The organism is Nonomuraea sp. MG754425 (genome assembly GCF_021699195.1).
Taxonomy (GTDB): domain Bacteria; phylum Actinomycetota; class Actinomycetes; order Streptosporangiales; family Streptosporangiaceae; genus Nonomuraea.
Genome location: NZ_SSXE01000226.1, coordinates 1 through 23,549 on the forward strand (window position 1 = coordinate 1; position 23,549 = coordinate 23,549).

22 protein-coding genes and 1 pseudogene are annotated in these 23,549 nt (G+C 72.4%); 9 read left to right on the plus strand and 14 right to left on the minus strand.

Features of this window, described 5'->3' with window-relative positions; translation table 11 throughout:
- Positions 1-52 precede the first annotated feature (52 nt).
- The 4 genes from egtD to egtA are packed head-to-tail and all read right to left on the minus strand — an operon-like array spanning position 53 to position 4,414.
- Positions 53-1,006 carry an L-histidine N(alpha)-methyltransferase gene (gene egtD, locus FAF44_RS45900; protein WP_237109753.1) on the minus strand — a complete coding sequence of 318 codons (954 nt, stop codon included), beginning with the start codon at positions 1,004-1,006 and terminating at the stop codon, positions 53-55.
- Between the two features lie 48 nt (positions 1,007-1,054).
- Positions 1,055-1,762 carry an ergothioneine biosynthesis protein EgtC gene (gene egtC / locus FAF44_RS45905; protein ID WP_237109754.1) on the minus strand — a complete coding sequence of 236 codons (708 nt, stop codon included), beginning with the start codon at positions 1,760-1,762 and terminating at the stop codon, positions 1,055-1,057.
- 1 nt (position 1,763) lies between these two features.
- Complete coding sequence (egtB, locus tag FAF44_RS45910; RefSeq protein ID WP_237109755.1) at positions 1,764-3,056, minus strand: ergothioneine biosynthesis protein EgtB; 1,293 nt, start codon at positions 3,054-3,056, stop codon at positions 1,764-1,766.
- Positions 3,053-4,414, minus strand: a complete 1,362-nt coding sequence (gene egtA / locus FAF44_RS45915; protein WP_237109756.1) for an ergothioneine biosynthesis glutamate--cysteine ligase EgtA — start codon at positions 4,412-4,414, stop codon at positions 3,053-3,055. The genes egtB and egtA overlap by 4 nt, the downstream gene beginning before the upstream one ends.
- A 119-nt stretch (positions 4,415-4,533) precedes the next feature.
- On the opposite strand from egtA, the gene FAF44_RS55400 reads away from it, so the two are divergent.
- A complete protein-coding gene (locus FAF44_RS55400; protein WP_272895942.1) occupies positions 4,534-4,848 on the plus strand; it encodes an anti-sigma factor in 315 nt (104 codons plus the stop codon).
- Positions 4,849-4,854: 6 nt separating this feature from the next.
- On the opposite strand, the gene FAF44_RS45925 is transcribed toward FAF44_RS55400, so the two are convergent.
- Positions 4,855-5,091: an anti-sigma factor gene (locus tag FAF44_RS45925; RefSeq protein WP_237109757.1), complete on the minus strand. Its 237-nt coding sequence runs from the start codon at positions 5,089-5,091 to the stop codon at positions 4,855-4,857.
- Between the two features lie 80 nt (positions 5,092-5,171).
- Positions 5,172-5,801, minus strand: coding sequence for an RNA polymerase sigma factor (locus FAF44_RS45930; RefSeq protein ID WP_237109758.1), 630 nt, complete (start codon positions 5,799-5,801; stop codon positions 5,172-5,174).
- Between the two features lie 163 nt (positions 5,802-5,964).
- Between FAF44_RS45930 and FAF44_RS45935 the strand changes: the two genes are divergently transcribed.
- Complete coding sequence (locus FAF44_RS45935) at positions 5,965-6,516, plus strand: NUDIX hydrolase (protein WP_237109759.1); 552 nt, start codon at positions 5,965-5,967, stop codon at positions 6,514-6,516.
- Here FAF44_RS45935 and FAF44_RS45940 read toward each other — a convergent pair.
- Entirely contained in the window at positions 6,513-7,562 is a 1,050-nt protein-coding gene (locus FAF44_RS45940) for a TerC/Alx family metal homeostasis membrane protein (RefSeq protein WP_237109760.1), read from the minus strand. The genes FAF44_RS45935 and FAF44_RS45940 overlap by 4 nt on opposite strands.
- 217 nt (positions 7,563-7,779) lie before the next feature.
- On the opposite strand from FAF44_RS45940, the gene FAF44_RS45945 reads away from it, so the two are divergent.
- Positions 7,780-8,388, plus strand: coding sequence for a TetR/AcrR family transcriptional regulator (locus FAF44_RS45945; RefSeq protein WP_237109761.1), 609 nt, complete (start codon positions 7,780-7,782; stop codon positions 8,386-8,388).
- Here FAF44_RS45945 and FAF44_RS45950 read toward each other — a convergent pair whose 3' ends face one another.
- Positions 8,389-9,405, minus strand: a complete 1,017-nt coding sequence (locus FAF44_RS45950; RefSeq protein ID WP_237109762.1) for a LacI family DNA-binding transcriptional regulator — start codon at positions 9,403-9,405, stop codon at positions 8,389-8,391.
- Between the two features lie 243 nt (positions 9,406-9,648).
- Between FAF44_RS45950 and FAF44_RS45955 the strand changes: the two genes are divergently transcribed.
- The 6 genes from FAF44_RS45955 (at position 9,649) to FAF44_RS45980 (ending at position 14,867) form a co-directional block, all read left to right on the plus strand.
- Positions 9,649-10,269 carry a hypothetical protein gene (locus FAF44_RS45955; RefSeq protein WP_237109763.1) on the plus strand — a complete coding sequence of 207 codons (621 nt, stop codon included), beginning with the start codon at positions 9,649-9,651 and terminating at the stop codon, positions 10,267-10,269.
- A gap of 86 nt (positions 10,270-10,355) precedes the next feature.
- A complete protein-coding gene (locus tag FAF44_RS45960; RefSeq protein WP_237109764.1) occupies positions 10,356-10,526 on the plus strand; it encodes a hypothetical protein in 171 nt (56 codons plus the stop codon).
- Positions 10,527-10,530: 4 nt separating this feature from the next.
- Entirely contained in the window at positions 10,531-11,637 is a 1,107-nt protein-coding gene (locus FAF44_RS45965) for a sensor histidine kinase (RefSeq protein WP_237109765.1), read from the plus strand.
- Positions 11,634-12,266 carry a response regulator transcription factor gene (locus FAF44_RS45970; RefSeq protein WP_237109766.1) on the plus strand — a complete coding sequence of 211 codons (633 nt, stop codon included), beginning with the start codon at positions 11,634-11,636 and terminating at the stop codon, positions 12,264-12,266. The genes FAF44_RS45965 and FAF44_RS45970 overlap by 4 nt, the downstream gene beginning before the upstream one ends.
- A gap of 209 nt (positions 12,267-12,475) precedes the next feature.
- Entirely contained in the window at positions 12,476-14,497 is a 2,022-nt protein-coding gene (locus FAF44_RS45975; RefSeq protein ID WP_237109767.1) for an alpha-glucuronidase, read from the plus strand.
- Between the two features lie 61 nt (positions 14,498-14,558).
- On the plus strand, positions 14,559-14,867 hold the full coding sequence (locus tag FAF44_RS45980; protein WP_237109768.1) for a hypothetical protein: 309 nt from the start codon (positions 14,559-14,561) through the stop codon (positions 14,865-14,867).
- Positions 14,868-15,194: 327 nt separating this feature from the next.
- Here the strand turns inward: FAF44_RS45980 and FAF44_RS45985 are convergent, their stop codons facing one another.
- From FAF44_RS45985 to FAF44_RS46010, 6 genes and pseudogenes are all read right to left on the minus strand, one after another.
- Positions 15,195-16,694, minus strand: coding sequence for a hypothetical protein (locus tag FAF44_RS45985; protein WP_237109769.1), 1,500 nt, complete (start codon positions 16,692-16,694; stop codon positions 15,195-15,197).
- A 71-nt stretch (positions 16,695-16,765) separates the two neighbouring features.
- Complete coding sequence (locus FAF44_RS45990) at positions 16,766-18,412, minus strand: extracellular solute-binding protein (RefSeq protein WP_237109770.1); 1,647 nt, start codon at positions 18,410-18,412, stop codon at positions 16,766-16,768.
- Between the two features lie 51 nt (positions 18,413-18,463).
- Entirely contained in the window at positions 18,464-19,342 is an 879-nt protein-coding gene (locus FAF44_RS45995; protein ID WP_237109771.1) for a carbohydrate ABC transporter permease, read from the minus strand.
- Complete coding sequence (locus tag FAF44_RS46000) at positions 19,339-20,325, minus strand: sugar ABC transporter permease (RefSeq protein ID WP_237109772.1); 987 nt, start codon at positions 20,323-20,325, stop codon at positions 19,339-19,341. The genes FAF44_RS45995 and FAF44_RS46000 overlap by 4 nt, the downstream gene beginning before the upstream one ends.
- Complete coding sequence (locus FAF44_RS46005) at positions 20,322-22,685, minus strand: glycoside hydrolase family 3 N-terminal domain-containing protein (RefSeq protein WP_237109773.1); 2,364 nt, start codon at positions 22,683-22,685, stop codon at positions 20,322-20,324. Before FAF44_RS46005 ends, FAF44_RS46000 begins: the two co-directional genes overlap by 4 nt.
- 405 nt (positions 22,686-23,090) lie before the next feature.
- A pseudogene (locus FAF44_RS46010) lies at positions 23,091-23,549 on the minus strand (hypothetical protein); the annotation flags it as partial.

The window sequence follows — 23,549 nt, forward strand, 5'->3', positions numbered from 1 at the left end:
CGCCCGCCCACGCCGCCCACCACGGGAGCGGGGGCGGACGGGGTGCCGGAGCTCACGCGGCGGCCAGGACCAGGGTGAAGTCGTCCGCCGGGTCGGTGTAGCGGCGGCGCACCTCGAAGCCGGCGCTCTCGAGCTCGGCCAGCAGCCGCTCGGGCCGGAACTTGGCGCTGATCTCGGTACGCATCTCCTCCCCCGCCTCGAACGACACCGCGAGCCCGAGCCCGCCGACCCACACCCGCATCGCCCGGGTGGCCCGCAGCCGCATCTCGATCCAGTCGTGCCGCTCGTCGTACAGAGCCACGTGCTCGAACGCCTCGGGGTCGAAGTCCGCGTCCAGCTCCCTGTCGATCACCCGCAGCACGTTCCTGTTGAACTCGGCGGTCACCCCCGCCGAGTCGTCGTAGGCGGCGACCAGCCGTCGCGGGTCCTTCACCAGGTCGGCTCCCAGCAGGAACGTGTCCCCCGGCCGCAGCGTGGCCCGCAGCTCCTTGAGGAACACCGCGCGGGCGGCGGGTTCGAGGTTGCCGATGGTGCCGCCGAGGAAGGCCACCATCCGCCGCCCGTAGCGGGGCAGCAGCGCCAGGTGGCGTTCGAAGTCGGCGCACACGGCCCGCACGGCCAGCCCCGGATAGCGCTCGGCCAGCCGGCGTGCGGCGGCCTCCAGGGTGACGGCGTCCACGTCCACCGGCGTGTAGCCGCGCAGCGTGCCCGCCGCCGACAGCGCGTCCAGCAGCAGCACGGTCTTCTCGCTGGTGCCCGAGCCCAGCTCGACCAGCGTGTCCGCGCCGGAGACGGCCGCCAGGTCGGCGGCCCGCGCCCGCAGGATGGCCAGCTCGCGCCGGGTCGGGTAGTACTCGGGCAACCGGGTGATACGGGAGAACAGCTCGCTGCCGGCGGCGTCGTAGAACCACTTGGGCGGCAGCCACTTGGGCGTGGCCGTCAGGCCGGCGATGACGTCGTGCTCAAGGGCCTGGCGGAGGTAGTCGTGGTCAAGATGGCTGGTCACATGCACGGTTGACTGGCTGACAGGCACGGGGCCTCCTGGGATCTGGGTTCACAACGGCTGGACGCGCACGTCGTCGTGGGTGACGGTGAGCAGGCTGCGCTCGGGCACGGCCCGCCAGCCCGGCAGGTCGTCGAGCGGCTCGCTGGCCACCAGCACGCCGTCGTGGAGCCGGTGATGGAACAGGGTGTCGCCCCAGACGGTCGCGGCGATGGCCGTGCCGTCGCAGGCGAGCAGGTTCAGGCGGGCGGCCGGGTCCTTCTCCCCGGCCCGTACGACGACCTCGGCCAGCGCCTCGCCCAGCGCGGCGCCGGCGCGCCCGCGCTGGAACACGGCGGCGGCGACCCAGGCCGCGTCGCAGGTGCTCTCGGCGGCGTCGCAGAGGTCCTTGACGGCGTCGCGGGCGACCCGGCCGTTGTGGCTGAGCAGCCAGGTCCGGTCGGTGAACGGCGCGGTGGCGCTCTCCTCGATCGGCATGCCCACGGTGGCCGAGCGCACGGCGGCCAGCAGGCACGTCGAACGCGCCACATCGGCCAGGCCGGGCAGGTTGGCGTCGGTCCAGATGGGCACGGCCCGCCGGTAGCGCACCGGCTCGGGACGGCCGGGCACGTACCAGCCCATGCCGTAACCGTCGGCGTTGACCAGGCCGGCCCGCTGGCGGCGGGGCGCGTACGACTGTTCGAGCAGGCCGTGCTCGGTCTCGTCGATGAGCGTGGCGAGCGGGCGCTCGGCGCCCAGCCAGGCGGCGTGCCTGCACATCTCAGACCAGCTCCGAGCGGGCGCAGCGGAACCCGGTGAAGATCTGCCGGCGGATCGGATAGTCCCAGTTCCGGAACGTGGTGCGGACGGCCGCCGGGTCTGCCGCCCACGAGCCGCCGCGCAGCACGCGGTACTCCTCGCCGAAGAACACCTCGCTGTACTCCCGGTACGGGAAGCTGCGAAAGCCCGGGTAGCCGTGGAACCAGGAGCTCGTCCACTCCCACACGTCCCCCACCATCTGCTCGGCCCCGTACGCGCTGGCCCCGGCCGGGTACGCGCCGAGCGGGGCGGGGTGCGAGGCCCGGTGGCCGAGGTTGGCGAGTGAGGGGCCGGGCTCGGTCTCGCCCCACGGGTACCGCCTGGACCTCTCCTCCCTGGGGTCCCAGCCGCACGCCTTCTCCCATTCGGCCTCGGTGGGCAGCCGCTTGCCCGCCCAGCGCGCGTAGGCGTCGGCCTCGTACCAGCTCACGTGCTGGACGGGCTCGTCCATGGGGACGGGCTCGGTGCGGCCGAAGCGGTCGCGGCGCCAGTCGTCGCCGTCCCTGGTCCAGAAGAGCGGGGCGGTGACGTCGGCGCGCCGCCGCCACTGCCAGCCCTCGGGCGTCCACCAGCGGGGGTCGTCGTAGCCGCCGTCCGCGATGAAGTCCGCGTACGCGCGGTTGCCGACGGGCAGCCGGTCGATCCAGTAGCCGGGCAGGTCCAGCCGCGTGGCGGGGCGCTCGTTGTCGTAGGCCCAGGGCAGCGTGTCGGTGCCCATGACGAACGGCCCCGCCGGGACGTGCACCTCCTCGGGGCCGTCGGCGCGGCCGGGCGGCAGGTCGCCGTCGCGGACCAGCCCCGGCTGCCCGGAGAGCTGCAGCGTGGCGAGCATGGTCTCGTCGTGCTGGTGCTCGTGCTGGATCACCAGGCCGAACACGAACCCGTCGCGGTGCAGCCGGGACGGGCCCTCCAGGTCGATGCCGTCGAGGACGTCGAGCACGCGCCCGCGTACGCCCTCGATGTAGCCGCGCGCCTCCTTCGGGCCCAGGAACGGCAGGCTGGGACGGTCCTTGCGCGGGGTCTTGAACGCGTCGTAGATGTCGTCGATCTCGGGGCGGAGCGGTGTGATGCCGGCGGCGGAGCGCAGCACCCACAGCTCCTCGTAGTTGCCGACGTGTGCCAGGTCCCAGACGAGGGGGGACATGAGGGGTGAGTGCTGGCGCACCAGCAGGTCGTCCTCCGCCTCCGTGTAGGTCAGCGAACGGTCGCGCACCGCGATGAGCTGCTTGGCGATGCGTTCCTTGAAGTCGTTCATGCGTGTCCTTCTTGTCGTCCGTCGGGCCTGAGGTCGTGGCCGGGCCCGTGGCCGCCGCCGGGCCCACCGCCGGACCCGTGGTCAGGCCCGTGGTCCAGCCAGGCGGGGGTCTGGCGGCGGGCCGCCGGGGCCATCAGGTACGCCGCCGGGGAGCGGCCGGTCGTCACGTGCCGGTCGGCGAACGCGGCCACCTCCGTAACCAGGGCGGGGCTCGCGCCGAGCCGGGGCAGCGCCTCCAGCGCGGCGCGGAAGCACGCCTCGGCGGCCCCGCGCAGCCGGGGGTCCTCCAGCCCGCAGCGCGCGGCCGTGTCCCACTCGTGCTGCTGTGTCCCCGGCCGCTGGGTGCCCGGCGGTGTGGACCGGCGCGCCTCGACGGCGGCCATCGCGGCGTCGCCGGCGCGGTCGTCCACGACGAGGGCGTGGGTCACGGCCACGCACACCGGCCAGGTGTCGGGGTGCTGCGCGTCCAGGTAGCGGATCTCCAGCCAGCCCCGGGGCCGTACCGGCGGGAAGAGGGTGGTGGCGTGGTAGGCGAGGTCCTCGGCGGTGGGCCGCCGCGTTCCCGGGCCGCCGTCCGCCGCGCGTCCGCCCGCCAGCCAGTCGCGGAAGGTCGAGCCGTCGCGTACCGGCCGGTAGCTCTCGGTGTCCTCGCGGACGAGCATGAGGCGGGCGTCGAGCAGGTACTCGGCCCAGTCGGCGGCGGGGTCGCCGGTGGCCGGCACCGGCCGGGTCCTGGTGGGGTCGAGGTTGGTCCAGACGTCCTGGCGGCCCGACATCCACCCGTGCGGCCGGCCGCCGCTCAGCGGGGAGTTGGCGAAGGCGGCCAGCAGCACCGGCCCGAGGGCGTGCGCACGCTCCCAGCGGTCGCCCGGCCGCTCCCCGAGGTCCAGGTTGACCTGGATCGACGCGGTGCAGCACATCATGAGCGGCCCGTACGGCACGCCGAGGAACTCGGCCATCGCCTCGTAGCGGGGCAAGACGAGCTGGCGGCACGGGACCCGTACCGGGTCGAGCCCCACCCCGCCCAGGGCGAGCCCGGCGGCGCGCAGGCCGTCGCGCACCGCGGTGACGTCGGCGGTCAGGCGGGTCACCGTGTCGAGGAGCGGGCCCGCGGGCCCTGACAGTTCGAGTTGCCCGCCCGGTTCGAACGTCACCCGGCTGCCGCCGGGCAACCGGGCGGGCAGGGCGCGCCGGGTCCGCTCCAGCGGAACGTGCCCGGCGGTGTTCGCGCGGTCGAAGACGAGGAACTCCAGTTCGACTCCAACCCGGTCGCCGCCGGGACGGAAACACCGGCGCGCGTGGTCCGCCACTTCCGAGGCGTCCCGCAACGGAGTGCTCTCGGCCGTAACCCCGATCATCGTCTCCCTCTCGCCGACGCCGTCGTGCTGATGCGCACGCGACTACAGACCCGGGAGGCGCTCGATCGTTACAGACGAATTTCCGCGTAACGGATGGGACGCGACGGGCACTACGTGACATGGAGGAGGGACCGCTGGGCTGCCACGAGGTGCTCGCGCTGGTCACGGACTACCTGGAGCTGGCGCTCCCGGCCGATCGGCAGCGGCGGGTCGCCGGTCATCTGGAGGCGTGCCCGGAGTGCTCGGCGTGGCTGGCGCAGGTGCTGGCGACGGTCGCGGCCCTGGGCTGCCTGCGCGAGGGGATCATCCCGCCGCCGGTGCTGGCCGAGTTGCGGGAGAGCTTCGGCGGACGGGCGGGCGACGAGGGCGCCGACCGGCTGGACGGGGCCGGGCGGGAGGTGAGAAGGCGGGATCTCGGGGAAGCGGGAGGGTGACGGAACTCAGGGGTGGCGTTCGCGGAAGGCGGACATCAGGCGGTCGCGCACGGGCGCGGACAGTTTCTCCGGCGGCTGGTCGCCCAGCGCCCTGACGGTGGCCCGGAACTGGTCGAGGAAGCGCGCGCACCCCTCGCAGCCGGACAGGTGCGCCCGCACGCCCGCGCGTGTGGGCTGGTCGAGGGCGTCGTCAAGATAGGCAGTGAGCTGTTCCGCCAGTTCGTCGCAGGTGAACCGCTTCACGACGTCGACCGCCCTCGTCTCTGGGGATGAACCGTTTCACCCATTGTCGCCGCTGTACGGGCCTGATGGCACCGCGAGTTTCACTCGGGCTGTTTGACGGCCTCGTAGTAACCCGCCAGCCAGCCTCGTACCGCGGTGCGGGCGCGATGCAGCAGGACCCGCTGGTTGGCCGGCGAGATCTCCAGGATCTCGCAGACCTCCTCGGAGGTGCAGCCCTCCACGTCACGCAGGCTGATCACGACCCGCTGCCGGGGCGGCAGGCGCCCCAGGGCCTCGGCGATCAGCGCGCGCACCTCCGCCGCCAGCGCCTCGCCCTCGGGCGTCGGCCAGGCCGCGACCGCGCCGACCCGGCCGTCCGGCGAGGGGCCGAACTCGCGCGGCGGCGCGCCGTCCCGCTCGAACGCGCTCCACGGCAGCGTGCGGCTCTCGCGCACGCCGCGTTTCTTCGCGGTGTTGACCAGGATGCGGTACACCCACGTCTTGATGGAGGAGCGCGCCTCGAAGGCGCCGATCCCGTCGATCACCGCCAGCCAGGTGTCCTGGACGACCTCCTCGGCCGAGTGGTCGGTGGACACGTACGACCTGGCGACCCGGAGCATGCCCCTGGACCAGGTGTCGAGCAGCGCCGCGAACATCTCCTCGTCGCCGGCGCGCAGCGCGCTGACGACGATGTCATCCGGGGGCAGCCCACCGCCCTCGAAGGACCCCACGATCGCTCCCCCTCCGGTCGAACGTTGGGACATCTCACCCTAATCTCCCCCATGACGTTCCCCAGGCCCGGCGGGTGAAGCCGTGTGGGGTGCGTATTCTCGGGGAAGCCCTCCAGAGAGGCCATCTGGGCGCGCGTACCGGCGAGCGGGTGAGGAGCATCCCATGCGACGGCGGTCGGAACGGCTGCTCTACGCGGCGAACGGAGTCGATCTCCGGGTCGCGCACGTCGAGCTGACCGGCGGCGGGCACGTCGAGCAGCCCTTCATCCGCGCTCGGCGAGCCGCCGGGGCGGTGGTCTTCCACGGCGGGCGGGTGCTGCTGCTGTGGCGGCACCGGCCCATCACCGGCACGTGGGGGTGGGAGATCCCGCTCGGCGAGATCTCCCCCGGCGAGTCGCCCGAGTCCGCCGCGGCCCGTCACGTGACCGAGCAGACGGGCTGGCGGGCCGGCCCGCTGCTGCCCCTGCTCCGGACCCGCCCGGCCGGCGACGTCGCCGACTGCGAGCACGTCGTCTTCGCCGCCCACCGCCCGTCCGGCCCCGAACCCGCCGCCGGGCGGGCCGGAGGCGAGGACGAGGGGGCCGGGCGGGTGGAGTGGGTGCCGATGCTGCGCGTCCAGGAGCTGATCTCGGAGCAGGCCATCACGTCGGCCACCACGTCGGCGGCCCTGCTGCACGTGCTGGCCGACCTGCTACGGGCGCGGCCGGCGCACTAGCGCTCGCCGGCCGGCTCCTGCACGGTCTCGGGCCGGGTGTCGTCCACCGGGCCCGCCCGGAGGCGGTCACGGCGGTTGGCGAGCAGGCTGGTGACCGTGACGATGGCCAGCACCCCCACGATGGCCCCCAGCGAGGCCGGGGTCGGGATCTCCGGCACCTGCGGCCAGATGCCGTGCGCCCAGTGCAGGATCAGCTTGACCCCGATGAAGGCCAGGATGACGCTGAGCCCGTGGTTGAGGTGGCGCAGCTTGGTGAGCACGCCCTGGAGCACGAAGTACAGCGCCCGCAGCCCCAGCAGCGCGAAGGCGTTGGTGGCGAACACGAGGAACGGGTCTTCCGTGACGCCGTACACGGCCGGCACGGAGTCCACGGCGAAGACGATGTCGGTGGCCAGGATCGCGACCGCCGCCAGCGCCAGCGGGGTGAGCGCGAGCCTGCCGCGCTCGCGCACGACCAGCCGCGAGCCCCGATAGTCCTCGGTGACCGGGATGAAGCGGCGCACCAGCCGGACCGTGCGCATGGAGGAGATGTCCACCTCCTGCTCGCCGCCGTCCAGGACGTCCTTCAGGATCTTGCCGGCGGTCACGATGAGGATGCCGCCGAACAGCAGGAACGCCCAGGTGCCGCTCTGCAGCGCGGCGGCGCCGAGCCAGATGAAGATGACCCGCAGGACCAGCGCCCCGACGATGCCGTACAGCAGCACCTGCCTGGCCAGCGCGGCCGGCACCGCGAAGGCCGCGAGCAGCAGCATGAAGACGAACAGGTTGTCCACCGACAGCGACTTCTCCACCACGAAACCGGTGAAGAACTCGACCGCCACGCCGCCTCCGTGATCGGCCCACAGGTAGAGGCCGAAGAACACCGGCAGCAACAGGTAGAAGACCGACCAGCCGATCGACTCACGCATGCTTTCCTCGCGCGGTCGCCGGGTGATCAGCAGGTCCACCACCAGAAGCAGCAACAGGGCCGCCACCGTGATGAGCCAGAGCGTGGGTGATGCGATGGTGCGCAGCTCGACGGCATGCGCGAATGTCCCCGCGGACATGGGAATACCTCCCTCGAACAGACTCTTCCGTTCGAGGTCTCCTTCACCCAAAGGGTGGCCGCCCGGGGACGCGCGGACGTCCGTACTGACCGGGTCAACTCTTTGGAAGTACTCCCCTCGCGGGTTCAGAGTAGATCAAAGGTGGACATGTCTCCACCCCGGGTGCTCTCATGGGCCCCGCTTGACGAGACAATTGAACGAAATTTTAAATTCGCTCATGGGACGCATCGCGGGAGTGAGCGCCGCCGAGACGCGCGAACGGCTGCTGCGCGCCGCCGCGGATTCCTTCGCCGAGCGCGGGTACGACGGAACGCGCGTGGCGGACATCGCGGCGGCGGCCGGGGTGAGCAACGGCGCCCTGTACGCGCACTTCGGCTCGAAGGCGGAGCTGCTGGTGGCGGCCCTGCGCGCGCACGGCAGGCACCTGCTCGCGAGCCTGTTCGTCTGCGATCCCGGCCGGTCGGTCACGGAGTTGCTGCTCGCCGTCGGGCGCACCCTCAACCGCGGCCGCGACCCGCGCGGGGACCTCATCGTCGAGGCGCTGGTGGCGGCCCGCAGGGACGAGGACGTGGCCGGGCCGATGCGCGACTACGTCGGCGAGCGGGCCGGCTGGATCGCCGACCTCGTACGGGTCGCGCAGGCGGGCGGCGAGCTGGACGGCGGGCTGTCGCCGGAGGCGGTGGCGCACTTCTGCCTGCTGCTCGGGATGGGCAGCGCGCTGGTCACGCCGGACCTGCACGGGGTCGGCGACGAGGAGTGGGGCGCGCTGCTCTCCCGGATCGTCACCGCCCTCGCCCCGCCCGCCGGCCCTCCGGAACCCGGGTGATCAGCAGGCCCGCACCGGCGCGGTGGTCGAGGCGCGGGCGATCAGCTCGGGCTGGAAGATGACCTGGCGATGCTCGTGGGTGCCCGCGCCGTACGCCTCGTCCAGCAGCAGCGTGGCGGCGGTGTGGCCGAGTTGCTCGCGCGGCTGCCTGACCGACGACAGCGGCACCGCCGCGGCGGCGGCGAAGTCGATGTCGTCGTAGCCGAGGATGGCCAGGTCGGCGGGCACCCGCAGCCCGCGCAGCGTCATCTCCTGCAGCACCCCGATCGCCACCAGGTCGTTGGCGCAGAAGACCGCGGTGGGGCGCTCCGCCTCGGGCAGCGCGACGATCTCCCTGCCGACGGTGCGGCCGGTGGCGATGGTGAGGTCGGGCAGCGGGATCACGGTCAGCGTGTCGCCGGGGCCGAGCACGCCGGCCAGGCCGTCGCGCCGCTCGCGCACCTGCCGCACCGTGAACGGGCCGCCGGCGAAGGCGATGCGCCGGTGCCCGCGCTCGCGCAGGTGCCGGCCGGCCAGCCGGCCGCCGAGCACGTCGTCCACCGCGACGGAGCAACCGCCGCTGTGGCCGGCTGAGCTGTCGAAGCGCACCACCGGGATGCCACGCGAGACGAGCCGGCGCAGCCGTTCCTCCTCGCCCTCGTCGTTGACCGGCGTGATCAGCACGCCCAGGGGCCGCTGCTCCTCGAACGTCTCCAGCAGCCCGGCCTCGCGCTGGGCGTCCTTGTTGCTGTTGAAGACCATCACGGTGACGTCCGCCCGCCGGGCGGCGGTCTCGACGCCGCGCAGGACGTCGATGAAGAACGGGTTGGCGAGGTCGAGCGCGACCACGCCGATGGTGCGGCTGCGCCCTTCCCGCAGTTGCCGGGCGGGGCCGTTGCGCACGTAACCGAGCCGCTCGATGGCCTCGCGCACCCGCCTGAGGGTCTCGGGCGCGACAACCTCGGGACGGTTGAGCACGTTGCTCACGGTGCCGACGGAGACCCCGGCCAGCCGGGCGACCTCTTTGATGCTCGACATCGTTCCAAGTGTCCCGTGAGCGGTGCGGCGTCCTGATGACGCGCACAGCGCTGGCCAAATTGTCCCCTGTGATCATAGCGCAGCTACTTAAGGGAGGATTTGACATGATCTGAGACCTGCGTCGCACATGTACGAGACAGGTCATCCATAGTGATCTTCGTACGATGGCCTTGACCGCTGTGACCATCCATGCCTAGATCAAGAGACTCATCCGCCCCACCCGCCCCCGGAGGACAGCCCCGCATGGCATCGGCAGGCACGCCAGACGTGCTGAACGACCAGGCCGCGGAGCGGCGCCGCCGCCGGGGGCTGGCGTTGCGGATCTCCACCCTGCTGGTGGGCGTGCTCCACCTGGCGCTGGCCGCCGTCCTGATCGGCCTACCCGGCAGCTTCCCCACGCTCGACCCGCTGCCGGTCCCGGAGGGCGAGGAGGAGCGCGCCGGACGGCGGCCGGTGGCCGCGCTCAGCCCGCGCCCGGCCTCCACCCCCGCCGGGCGGCCCGCAGAGCCGCAGTCCACGCACCGGCACGAGAGCACCGCGTCCCCGGAGCCGCCGGCCACGCCCGCCCGTCCGAGCCGGACCCCGCTGCCCGCGAAGGGCGCGGTGCCGCCTTCCGAGGGCCGCCGGGGCGCCGCCGCCGAGGGCCACGCGGCGCCGACACCGGCCGGCTCCGGCGACACGTCGTACGAGTACCGCCAGGACGCGGCGCAGCTCAGCCCCGCGACCCCCGCGAAGCCGGCGGACACGGCCCGGCCCACCCCGTCCCCCGGCGCCGAGAGCGCCCGGCCGGGCCGGACACGGGGGCCGCGCGGCACGGTTCCGGGCAGCGGCCCCGCCGTCGCGCCGAGCCTGCTCACGCCGTAGACCCCGCGCCGGGCGGCCCTGGATCCACCCGCTTCTCCACCTTTCTGAGGTGCCGCTCCACCCACGCGCCTTCCTAACGTCGAGCCATGGACAAACGGCTGGAACTGCTGCAACGCCTGCTCGACGCCAACGGAGGAAAAGTGAACGGGAAGTTCTTGGTCGCGGTGGCCGTCGTGGCCCTGATCGTGGTCGCCGGCTTCGTGGCGTTCCGCCTTATCGTGGTGGACATGATTCTCAGCCTGCGGGACGCCCGCTAGCACCATGCGCGAGGTGTGGGGACGGGTCACGCGGCTGCTGGCCGCCGACGACCCCGAGACGGGGCGGTTGATGCGGGCGCTGATGACCCTCGTCCTCGCCTGGTCCCTGGTCGTCGCCGCGCCCGACCGCGACGCGGTCCTCGTGTGGTCGGCGCTGGCCGTCGCGATGGCCTGCTGGCTGGCGTTCGTGCTGCTCGACGGCCGCTTCCCGGGCCCCGCCACGGCGCTGCTCGCGGGCGGTTCCGCGGCGGCGGCCACGGCGGCGGGCTCGGAGTCGGCGGCCCCGACGGTGTTCCTGTTCGCGATGCTGCTGCTGTTCGCCGCGCACATGACGCCGGGCATGACCGCCATCTGCCTGGTCACCGTGGCCGACCTGGGGCTGCTGGCGGCCAGCATGGCCTGGTTCGAGCAGCCGCGCACGGCGATCGCGGTCCAGGGGGCGGTGATGATGTGCACGGTGCTGTTCGCGCTGCACCGTCGCCAGTACCGGCGCGCGCTGCAGGACCGCGCCCGCGCCATGGCGCTCGACGAACGCGCCCGCATCGCCAGGGAGCTGCACGACGTGCTCGCGCACTCCCTGGGCGCGCTGGGGGTGCAGCTCGACGTGGCCGAGGCGCTGCTGACCGAGCGGGGGGACGTGCCGGGCGCGGTGGCCCGCATCCGGCGCTCGCGCGGGCTGGCCAGGCAGGGGCTGGTGGAGGCCAGGGCGGCGGTGGCCGCGCTGCGCGAGGACGTCCCGCCGCTGCCGGACGCGCTGCGCCTGCTCGCGGACGATCACCACCGCGACCACGCGGTACGGGCCGAACTGCGCACGACGGGCACCCGGCGGCCGATCACCCCCGCGGCCGAGGTCTGCCTGCTGCGCACGGCCCGCGAGGCGCTGACCAACGCCGCCAGGCACTCCCCCGGCCTCCCGGTCACCCTCGACCTGACGTACGGGGCGCGCTGCGTCCGCCTGACGGTCCGCAACCCGCTCCCGGGCGAGCCGTCCCCCACCGGGAGCGGGTACGGGCTGTCCGGGATGCGGGAGCGCGTGGCGCTGGCGGGCGGCACGCTCGCCGCCGGAGCGGCCGGCGGCGTGTGGGAGGTGCGGGCGGAGGTGCCGGAGTGAGAGTGCTGGTGGTGGACGACCAGCAGGCCATGCGCGAGGGGCTGGTCGCGCTGCTCGGCCTGGTGGACGGCGTCGAGGTGGTGGGCGAGGCCGGGCAGGGCGAGGAGGCGCTGCGCCTGGTGGCGGCGCTGTGTCCGGACGTGGTGCTGATGGACCTGCGGATGCCGGTCATGGACGGCGTGGAGGCCACCCGGCGGATCACCCGCGACCATCCCGGGGTGGCCGTGGTGGTGCTGACCACCTACGACGACGACCGGTCCGTGGACGGGGCGCTGCTGGCCGGGGCACGCGGTTACCTGACCAAGGACGCGGGCCGGGCCGAGATCACCGCCGCGCTGCGGTCGGCCGCGACCGGGCAGTCCACGTTCTCCGCCGTGGCGGCCAGGCGGCTGGTCGAGGTGCTGTCCAGGGGCGGCGGCGAGCCGGTGACCGCCTGCCCCGACGGGCTGACGGCGCGGGAGGCCGAGGTGCTGCGGCTGATCGCGCTGGGGCTCAGCAACGCCGAGATCGCCGCCCGCCTGTTCATCGCGGGGACGACCGTGAAGACGCACATCAACAACGCGTTCGCCAAGATCGGCGTACGCAACCGCACCGAGGCCGCGAACTACGCCCGTGACCGGCTCGGCTGAGACGTCCGGCGAACCTGGTTCTCCCGAAGCGTTTGACAGGCTGCCGCCCCGACCTCGATCAGGCTGCGGCTGACGCCGTTCAACGCGAACGCGTGAGGCGGCAGGGGGTGGCCAGGGAGCGCCCGCGCGGGCACCGGTAGATTCTGGGGCACCCCCCAATGGTGCGGCGGGCCGCCATCGTGCCTGCTCGCAGACTTCGAGGAGCCCCCGTGACCCTTCCCCCCGCCACCGACGCGCATCCGGCCTGGCTGCCCCCCGAGGCGTTCCGCGCGATCGGCGCGCGCCGCGTGCTGGTGCTGGCCGACGAGTCGGCGCCGGCCGCGACGGTGCGGGCCGAGGTGGACGACGCCTGCGGGCGGCACGGCGGCGTCGTGGCCGCGCCGGGCGAGGCGTGCGACCTCGTGCTCGCGCTGTCCTCGTCCGACGGCCTGCCGCCCGCCGTGGAGGCGTTGCGCGGGCCGGAGATCGGCGCCGAGGGTTTCCTGCTGGGCCGTGCGGACGGGGTGACGGTGGTGCTCGCCGACGACCCGGCGGGCCTGTTGTACGGCTGGTTCGAGGTGGTCCGGCGCGGCGAGGCGGCGTTCGGCGCGGAGCGGCCCGCCGAGGCGCACCGTCCCGCGCTGCGGCGGCGCATGCTGGACCACTGGGACAACATCGACGTGCACCCCGTGATGGGCCAGGTGGAGCGCGGCTACTCGGGCGGCTCGATCTTCTGGCGGGACGGCGTGCTGCGCGCCGACCTGAGCCGGGTGCGGGCCTACGGGCGGCTGCTGGCCGCGACCGGCGTCAACGCGGTCGCGATCAACAACGTCAACGTGCACGCCACCGAGGCCCACCTGCTGACCGACCGGCTCGGCGAGGTGGCGGCCGTCGCGGCCGAACTGCGCCCGTACGGCATCCGCGTGCACCTGTCGGTCAACTTCGCCTCCCCCGTGGCGCTCGGCGGCCTCGACACCGCCGACCCACTGGACGAGCGGGTGCGCGAGTGGTGGGCGGGCACGACCGAGCGGGTGTACGAGACGATCCCCGACTTCGGCGGGTACGTGGTCAAGGCCGACTCCGAGGGCCAGCCCGGACCGTTCGCGTACGGGCGAAGCCACGCCGACGGGGCGAACATGCTGGCCGACGCGCTGGCCCCGCACGGCGGCGTGGTGTTCTGGCGGGCGTTCGTCTACAACCACCGCCAGGACTGGCGGGACCGCTCCACCGACCGCGCCCGCGCCGCCCACGACCACTTCGCCCCGCTCGACGGCCGGTTCAGGAACAACGCGATCGTCCAGGTCAAGTACGGCCCCATCGACTTCCAGACCCGCGAGCCGCTCTCCCCGGTGATCGCGGCCATGCCGGCCACGGGGCTCGCGGTGGAGCTGCAGGTGACGCAGGAGTACACCGGCCAGCAGCGGCACGTGTGCTACCTCGGCCCGATGTGGAGCGAGGTGCTCGGCTTCCGCTTCTGGGGGCCCGACGGCCGGACGGTCGCCGACGTCGCCGCCGGGGGCGGCCTGGTCGCCGTCTCCAACGTGGGCGACGACCCGTACTGGACGGGGCATCCGCTCGCCCAGGCCAACCTGTACGCGTTCGGCCGGCTCGCCTGGGCCCCGGCGCTCGACCCGGTGGCCGTGCTCGACGAGTGGATCGGCCTGACCTTCGCCGCCTCCGGCGACCTGGAGCGGCTGCGGAGCACGTTGCACGAGATGATGGACGGGTCCTGGCACGCCTACGAGCGCTGCACCGCGCCGCTCGGCGTCGGCTTCATGGTCCGCCCCGGCCACCACTACGGCCCCGACGTGGACGGCTACGAGTACACCCCGTGGGGCACCTACCACTTCGCCGACCGCGACGGCATCGGCGTCGACCGCACCCGCGCCACCGGCACCGGCTACACCGGGCAGTATCCGCAGCCGTGGTCGGAGGTGTACGAGTCGCTCACCGAGTGCCCCGACGAACTGCTGCTGTTCTTCCACCACGTGCCGTACGAGCACGTGCTGCGCAGCGGCGTCACCGTCGTCCAGCACATCTACGACGCCCACTTCGCGGGCGCGGAGGAGGCGGCCGGGGCGCGGCTGGCGTGGGAGAAGGCGGCGGACCTGGTGGACCCGGCGCTGTACGCGCGGGTCGGGGAGCGGCTCGACGAGCAGGTCAGGTCGGCCGTGGAGTGGCGCGACCAGGTCAACACCTACTTCCTGCGCAAGTCGGGCGTGCCCGACGCCCACGGCCGCCGCATCTTCTGACGGGAGCGGGGGCGTGCGCGGGCCGGGCACTCCCGGCCCGCGCACAGCCGGGGAGGCCTCGGTGGCGACCAGCGTGACGCCCCCGGCCACCACGAGCAGACAGGCGTTGGCGAGGGTGGCGGCGGGGAAGCGGCCCAGCGCCCAGGCCGCCAGCTTGGCCACGTCCACCGCCCTGAAGGCGAACAGCGAGGTGATGACCAGCGCGTTGGCCACCCAGAGCGTGGCACCGGCGGCGAGCACGACGAGCAGCGCCGCCCACCAGCCCGGCACGCCCGCGGCCGAGAAGTTGCTCAGGTTCGTCCCGACGAGGGCCAGCACCAGCAGCCACGGGGCCCAGATCTTCATGGCCGCGCCCGCGTTGAGCCGGTAGCCGCGCCAGAACGCCCGCGCCGGGCGCAGTTCGGTCAGCTCGCGGCGGCGGTGGCGCAGGGCGTACAGGGCGGCCGAGAGCGCCGGGCCGGCGGGCAGCAGGCAGGCGGCCATCAGCGGCACGTTGCCGGCGTCCCGGTCCAGCAGCACCAGCACCACCAGGCCCGGCACGGCGGTGAGCAGCACCAGCAGCTCGACGACCAGCAGGGTGTAGACGAGCGCGGAGACCCGGGAGAGCGGGCCCGTGCCGAAGCGCGGCGGGCCCGTCACGTCGCTCATCCGCGCGCCTGCCCGCAGGGGGCCGTCGGGTCGCTGGTCACATGCCCTCCTACAGGCCGAGGATGCGGCGGTCGTCCCACCACGGCGGGGTCTCGTCCGTCACCGGCGTGAGCTCGACGAGCGTGACCTCGTGGCGGTCGAGTGTCAGGTCGAGGTCGAGGGTGCCGCCGGTGACCGGCAGGCTCCGGTGACGGCGGACCGGTTCCGCCGCTTCCCGGAGGATATCGAGCTGTCTGGGGTGCGGTGACGCTGGACGCCCCATTTCACACCAGGCCGCCCAGGCGTTGCCCATCTCCTCGCTCACCGACGAGCGCAGCATGAACGCCGACCCGCCCGCGAAGGGAATCGCCAGCCGCACGGTGTGCCCCGACACGGCCGGACCGCCCGTGACGTCCACCGGAGCCCAGGCCAGCACGGTCACGCGGCCCGTGTCGTCCCTGGTGACGAGGTGGTCCTCGCCCCTGGTCAGGAGCTGGTCGCCCATGCGGGCCATGAACGCGTACAGGTGGTAGGTGGGCTTCTTGATCTGGCGGTGGGTCAGCAGGCCGAAACCGCCGTGGAAGATCGAGGTCGGGACGCCCACCTCCTCGAACATGTCGCTGAACGTCCAGTACGCGAAGGAGTCCACCAGCTCGCCGCCCGCCGCCAGGACCGGGGCCAGGTAGGCGGCGTTGAAGGCCGTGTCGTGGATCGGGTTGTCGGGACGGTAGGAGGAGTTGAACTCGGTGACGTGCACCGGCAGGCCCTCCAGCGGGCCGCCCTCGACCTGGCGGCGGGTGGTGGCGAACTGCTCCAGCAGGCCGGAGGCGGGCCCCAGCGTCTGGTGCACGCCGAACGGCACGTGCTGGGCCGGGCCCGAGGTGTAGGCGTGCCGGCTGAGGAAGTCCACCGGCACGTCGCGGGCGGTGACGAAGTCGGCGAAGCGCGGCATCCACTCGTCGGAGCCGGGCGAGATGGCCGGGCCGCCGACCTGCAACGACGCGTCCACGTCCTTGATGGTGCGGGCGGTGAGCTCGTACAGGCGGTGGTAGGCGGCCTCGTCGGCGTCCTGCCAGAAGTCCTTGAGGTTGGGCTCGTTCCAGACCTCGATCGGCCAGCGGCGCACCCGGTCGAGGCCGTAACGGCCGATCAGGTGGGTGAGCGTGGCCCGGACCAGGTCGGCCCACTCCTGCCACGAGCTGGGCGGGGTCACGTTGCCCCGCCACCAGAACACGGTCTGCTCGCCCGAGGCCAGCCCCGAGGGCATGAAGCCCAGCTCCAGGAAGGGCTCGACGCCCAGCTCCAGGTAGGCGTCGATGACCTGGTCGACGTAGGTGAAGGAGTGGCGCACGCGGCGCTCGCCCGCGTACTCGTACGGCCGGTGCACGCCGACGCCGTCGCTGAACAGGCCGTGGCCCCTGATGTGCCGGAAGCCGATCTCCCGCTGGACCAGTGCCAGCGAGTCCTGGTAGTCGCGGCGCAGCGCGAGCTCGAAGCGTCCGGTGCCGACGCAGAAGCGCCAGGCGTCGGACAGCCGCCCCGAGGGCTCGCCGGGAACGGGGTGACGCATGGATCAGTCCTCGGGGAGTAGGCGGCCGGGCCGCTCCCCCGGCAGGAGGGGCGGCCCGGCCGGGCGCGGGATCAGTTGCCGTGTTCCTTCTTGAACCGGTCGTAGGCGGTGTTGACGAGGTTGACGTACTGGGTGGAGTTCTTGCTCTCCAGCTCCTTGACGTAGGCGTCCCACTCGCCGAGGTCGCGCTCCCCGAGGATGAACTTGAGCGTGTTCTGGGTGACGTGGTCCTTCAACGGCGTCTCCCACATGGCCGCCTGCTCGCGCTCCTCCTCGGTGAGGGGGGCACCGGGCTCGACCGGCCAGGGCTTCCTGGCGTTCATCACGTTCTGGAACTCCATCTCCTCGTCCGAGAAGGTGGACTGGAGGAGCGCGGTGGCGCCGCCGTAGGCGAACACGCCGTTGCCGAAGCCGAAGTCCTTCTGCAGGTGCTTGGGCGCGCCGGGGTTGAGCCCGACGTAGTCGACGTCGTCGGCCAGCTTGTACTTGCCGGCGGAGTCCTTGGTGAAGGTGGTGCCCTCGACGCCCCACTTGACGAACTGCTGGCCCTCGTCGGAGTACCAGAGCCAGTCGATGAACTGCATCATCGCCACGAAGTTCGGGTTCTCGGCAGCCTTCTTGGAGATCATGATGCCGTTCTCCAGGCGCGTGGCGATCTTGTACTCGCCGATCGGGCCGGTCGGCACCGGGATCTTGACGATCTTGGCGTCCGGGTTGTTCTCGGTCAGCGCGGCCCGGTAGTCGTTGATCAGCGTCTGCGCGTTGGAGCTGATCACGAACGACTTGCCGGAGATGAACTTCTGCTTGGCCGCGTCGTCCTGCTGGGTGAAGCTCTCGGGGTCGAGCAGCTTCTCCTTGACCAGCTTGTTGAGGTACTCGATCGTCTGCTTGTACTGCGGCATCGCGCCGGTGTAGACGAACTTGCCCTGCGCGGAGTCGAAGGTCGCGTGCTGGTACTCCCAGCCGCCCTTGCTGCCGAACGCCTGGGCGATGAGCTTGATCAGGTTGCCGCCCGGCGTGGGCACGCCCCACCGGTCGGTCATCGGGTAGAGGTCCGGGTACTCGGCCTTCATCGCCTTGAGCATGTTGTAGAAGTCGTCCAGCGTCTTGGGGACTTCCAGCTTGAGCTTCTCGAGGATGTCGGTACGCACCGCGAAGGAGTAGTCGGCCCAGACGCCCTCGTGGATGCCGGGCAGCAGGTAGATGCGCCCGTCGGACTGCATGATCGAGTTCAGCTCCGGCTGGAGCTGCCACTTGCTGACCTTGTCCTGGAAGTTCGGCATCAGGTTGAAGTAGTCGCTGACCGGCAGGATGGCGCCGGAGGCGACGAACGCCTCCTCCTGCGGGTGGTAGGTCTTGGGGATGATCAGCGGGGCGTCACCGGCGCCGATGATCAGCGCGCGCTTCTTCTCGTAGTCGCTGAGCGGCACCTCGGTCGGCTTCAGCGTGACGTTGGTCCGCTTCGTCATCTCCTGCCACAGCAGCCAGTCGCCCTTGTTCGGGTAGAACGGGTGGTTGTTGTAGAGCACGTCGAACGAGAGCGGCTCGGTGGCCTTGAACTGCTGGCCGACGGCGAAGCCACTCATCGAGCCCGCCTTGCCGGCCGGCTCGGCCGCGCCCTTCGCGGGGGCCTCGCCGTCGCTGCCGCAGGCGGTCAGGGCGAGGGAGGCGAAGGCGCCGAGGCCGATGATCGCCTGACGCCGCGAGATTTCGCGCATGGGGGGGAATCCTTTCCCGTGGTTCTGCTGGGTTGTGAGGCGCCGGGAGGGTCAGCCCTTGACCGCGCCGAGCATGACGCCGGAGACGAAGTAACGCTGGACGAACGGGTAGACCGCCAGGATGGGCAGGACGGTGAGGACGATCGTCACCGCCTGGATGTTGGCGGCGGCCTGCGTCACCTCGGCCGCGGCGGCGCCGTAGGAGTCCGCGCCGGTGGCGCCGGCGATGAGGTTGCGCAGGTAGACGGTCACCGGGAACAGCCCGGAGTCGTTCATGTAGAGGAACGCCGCGAACCACGAGTTCCAGAACGAGACCGCGTAGAACAGGATCATCGTCGCGATGACCGCCTTCGACAGCGGCAGCACGATCTTCCACAGGATGCCGTAGGTGTTCAGCCCGTCGATGGCCGCGGCCTCCTCCAGGTCCTGCGGCAGGCTCTCGAAGAACGCCTTCATGACCAGCAGGTTGAAGACGCTGATCGCGTTGGGCAGGACGATGGCCCAGATCGAGTTCTTCATGCCGAGGCTGGTGATCAGCACGTAGTTCGGGATCAGGCCGCCGGAGAAGAACATCGTGAAGACCGCGACACCGATGAGGACCTTACGGCCCTTGAGGTGCTTCTTGGACAGCACGTACGCGTACGACGTCGTCAGCACGATCGCGATGAACGTCGCGACCACCGTGTACACGACGGTGTTGCGGTAGTTCGTCCAGAACATCGGGTCCGACGCGACGATCTTGTACGTCGTCAGGTTGAACCCCTTGGGGATGAGGTTCACCTCGCCCGCGCTGATGGCGCTCTGGCTGCTGAACGAACGGGCCAGGATGTTGACGAACGGATAGAGCGTCACGACCACGACACCGGTCAGGATGAGGCCGTTGAACCACTGGAAGACGCGGTAACCGCGGGTCATCTCATGCGTTGTCACCACAGGCTCGTCCCAACTGTGCGGCGGGAGATCACATTGGCCGAGAGGATCAGGATCAGCCCGATCACCGCCTCGAACAGGCCGATGGCCGCGGCGTAGCTGAAGTTGCTGGACTCCAGGCCCATCCGGTACAGGTACGTGGAGATCACGTCGGCCGTCGGATACGTCAGCGGGTTGTACAGCAGCAGGACCTTCTCGAAGCCCACCGCCATGAACGTGCCGATGTTGAGGATCAGCAGCGTGACCGCCGTCGGCCGGATGCCGGGCAGCGTCACGTGCCAGATCTGCCGCCACCGGCTCGCGCCGTCCATCCGGGCGGCCTCGTAGAGCTGGTCGTCGATGGTGGTCAGCGCGGCCAGGTACAGGATGGTGCCCCAGCCGACCGTCTGCCAGACCTCCGAGCCGACGTAGATCGTCCGGAACCAGTCCGAGTCCTGCATGAACGAGACCTTGCTCGCGCCGACGAAGTCCAGGAACGCGTTGATCGGCCCGTCCAGCGCCGTCATCTGCATGACGAGACCGGCCACGATCACCATCGACAGGAAGTGCGGCAGGTACGACACCGACTGCAGGAACCGCTTCAGCGCGCGCCGCCGGATCTCGTTGAGCAGCAGCGCCAGCACGATCGGCAGCGGGAAGCAGAAGATCAGGGTGAGCGCGCCCAGGATCAGGGTGTTGCTGAACACGTTCCAGAACGTCGGGTCGTTCAGGAACATCTTCACGTAACGCAGGCCGACCCACTGCTCGCCGAAGATGCTGCCGCCCGGCTCGAACTTCCGGAAGGCGATGATGTTGCCCAGCATGGGGGCGTACCGGAAGATCAGGAAGAACAGCAGCGGCAGGATCGCCAGCGAGTAGAGCTGCCAGTCGCGGCGCAGCGCGCGAACCCACGCGCCGCCGCCCGCGCGCCGGCGGCGTCCGCCCGCCGGCCCGGCTTCGGGCTCCCGCGTCGTGCCGGGGCTCAGGGTCTGGGGTGTGCTCATCCTCGGCCCTCCGGGGGGTTGCGGTCGATCTGCGCCGGGGCCTGCAACTGCCGCAGGTGGCCGACCTCGCGCTCGGGGCCGGTCAGGCGCAGCGGCAGGGTGGCCACGGCCTCCGCGCACGAGCGGCCGAGCCGCAGCTCGACGTCGCCCGGCTCGACGATCCGCCGGCCGTGCACCCCGGTGAACGAGGTGACGTCGGCCGGGACGGTGAAGGCGACCCGCGCCGTCTCGCCCGCCGCCAGCGGCACCCGGGCGTACCCGATCAGGCGGACCACCGGCCGGGTCGTCTGCGCCACCGGGTCGTGCAGGTAGAGCTGGACGACCTCCGCGCCGGAGCGCGGGCCGGCGTTGCGGACCGTCACCTCGACGCCCACCTCGCCGTCCACCGGCCACTCCGTGACGTCGTCCAGCACGCGGGCCCCGCTCCACTCGTACGTGGTGTAGCTCAGGCCGTACCCGAACGGGTAGGCGGGCGTCGGGTCCACCGACGAGACGTCGGTCGGCCCGCCGAGCGGCGGCGCCAGGTACGTCGCGGGCAGGCCGCCCGCGTCGCGCGGCACGCCGACCGGCAGGCGGCCGGTCGGGTTCACCACGCCGGTCAGCACCTCGGCCAGCGCCTGGCCGCCGCGCTGGCCGGGGAAGAAGCCGAACAGCACGGCCTTGGCCGCGGCCACCTCGTCGCCCAGCGCGTACGGGCGGCCCGCGAGCAGCACCAGCACCACCGGCGTGCCGGTCGCCAGCACGGCCTGGACCAGCTCGGCCTGCACGCCCGGCAGGCGCAGGTCCACGGCGTCGCAGCCCTCGCCGGAGGTGCCGCGCCCGAACAGCCCGGCGCGGTCGCCGACCGCCAGCACCGCGACGTCGCTGCGCGCCGCCAGCGCGACCGCCTCGGCGAAGCCGGAGGTGTCGTCGCCGGTGATGGCGCAGCCCGGCGCGTACCCGAGATCGGGGACCAGCCGGCCGAGCGACTCGCGCAACGTCGGCAGCTCCAGCCCGAGGCCGTGCTCCGGGTGCGGGCCCACGTGGTTGGGGAAGGCGTAGCAGCCCAGCATCGCCATCGGGTCGTCGGCGACCGGGCCGATGAGCGCCACCGTGGCCGCGGGGTTCAGCGGCAGCACGTCGTCGTCGTTGCGCAGCAGCACGACGGCCTCGCGGGCCAGCCGCAGCGCCAGCTCTCCGCTCTCCTCGTCGTCGAGCCGGACGTCCTCGGCCGGGCCGGGCAGCGGCTGCCAGCCCTCGTCCAGCAGGCCCTGCTCGGCCTTCTGGATCAGCACCCGGCGCAGCGCCCGGTCGATCAGCGCCTCGCTCGCCGTCCCGGACTTGACCGCCTCGACCAGCGGCGCGCCGAACGTGTCCACCGTGGGCAGCTCGACGTCGATGCCGGCCCTGAGCGCGATCGCGGCCGCGTCACCGCCGTCGGCGGCGACCTTGTGCAGGCGCTCCAGGAACCGGACCGAGAAGTAGTCGGAGACCAGGGTGCCCTCGAAGCCCCACTCGCCGCGCAGCAGGCCGGTCAGCGTGGCCTCGTCGGCCGCCAGCGGCATGCCGTCGATCTCGGCGTAGGAGTTCATCACGGACCGGGCGCCGCCCAGCCGCAGCGCCATCTCGAACGGCGGCAGCACCACGTCCGCCAGTTCCCGGCGTCCCATCGCGACCGGGGCGTGGTTGCGCCCGCCGCGGGAGGCGGAGTAGCCGGCGAAGTGCTTGAGCGTGGCGACGAGACCCGCGCCCTCCAGGCCCCGCACGTACGCGGCGCCGAGCGTGCCGACGAGGTACGGGTCCTCGCCGATCGTCTCCTCGGTACGCCCCCAGCGGTAGTCCCTGGTCACGTCCACCACCGGGGCCAGACCCTGGTGGATGCCTGCCCGGCGCATCGACCGGCCGATCCGGCCGGCCATCTCCTCGATCAGCTCGGGGTCGAAGGAGGCGCCCCAGCTCAGCGGCGCCGGGTACACCGTCGCCTGCCAAGCGGCGAAGCCCGTCAGGCACTCCTCGTGCACCTGCGCCGGAATGCCGAACCTGCTCGCCTGGACGATCTCCGCCTGGGAGGCGGCCAGCGAGCGCGCCCCGGCGACCGGATCGACCGGCGCCGTCCCGAACGGGCGCGTGAGCTGGCCCAGGCCCTGCCCGATGGCCTCGGTCCACTCGGGGCCGTCGCCCATGTCGGTCTGGTGCGGGGCGACGCCGCCCCCGGACGCGTCGGCGCCGACCCACACGCCGACGAGCTGGGCGACCTTCTCCTCGAGGGTCATGAGCGGGATGAGCGCGTCGGCCCGTTCGGCGGGCGACAACCGCGCGTCCCGCCACGGCTCGCTCTCGCGGGACGCCGAGCGCGTGTCGATTGGTTCCTGGCCCCTCATGCCATCCCTTCGGCCATGACGGCGCCGTCCGCGGCGAGAGCGGGGGGTGTTACGCGGGGGTGACGCCGAAACTTTCAAGCAGATCTCTTTAATATTGCGGCAACATAAGGGGCCCGTTGAATCGTGTCAAGAGTGGGGCCAACCTGCTATGTTGCAGATCCGATCGTCCGCTGGTCCGCCCTTGTCACAGGCTGGTTCGGAGGCAGCGAGCCGATAAATTTCCCGAAACTTTCGGAAAGGCGAGTGAGGCGCCGCCATGACGTGCACCACCTGCGGGGGCCCGTACCGGCCGCCTCCCGCCGCTCGCGTTGCCATGCACACTACAGGCGGGCCCGCCGCCCGCCGGTTCCGGGCGGGCGGTCGCACGCGGACGCGCTGAGCGGCGGGTCCCGGAGTACCGCCTGCTCACACCGGCCGCTGCCTGACGGGCGGGCCGACGGCGTCGTGACCGGCGTCAGGGGCGACGAGGCGGCGGGCCCGGCGGGCGGCCTCGGCCCAGTGCGGTGCCCGGGCCTTCACGGCGAGCGCCTGCGCCCGATCGAAATGGGCGGCGGCCTGGTGGTGCCGGCCGAGGGCGGCGGCCAGGCGGCCGAGATACAGGGCGACCGGCCCCAGGGTGAGCAGGCCGCTGCCCGCGCCGGCCAGTTCGTCCTGCGCGGGGAGCAGCCGGTCGTGGAGGAGTTCCATGGCCGGACGGTCGCCCGTGTGGATCGCGGTGATGGCGTGCAGGCAGGTCCTGGCTTCGAAGAGCAGGTCGGGCGGCGAGGCGGGGATCGTGCTCGCGGCCGTCGCCGCCGCCTCGCGACGGCCTTGGGCGAGCAGGGCCAGGGGGTGGGCCCAACTCGCATACGGCCACCATGCCAC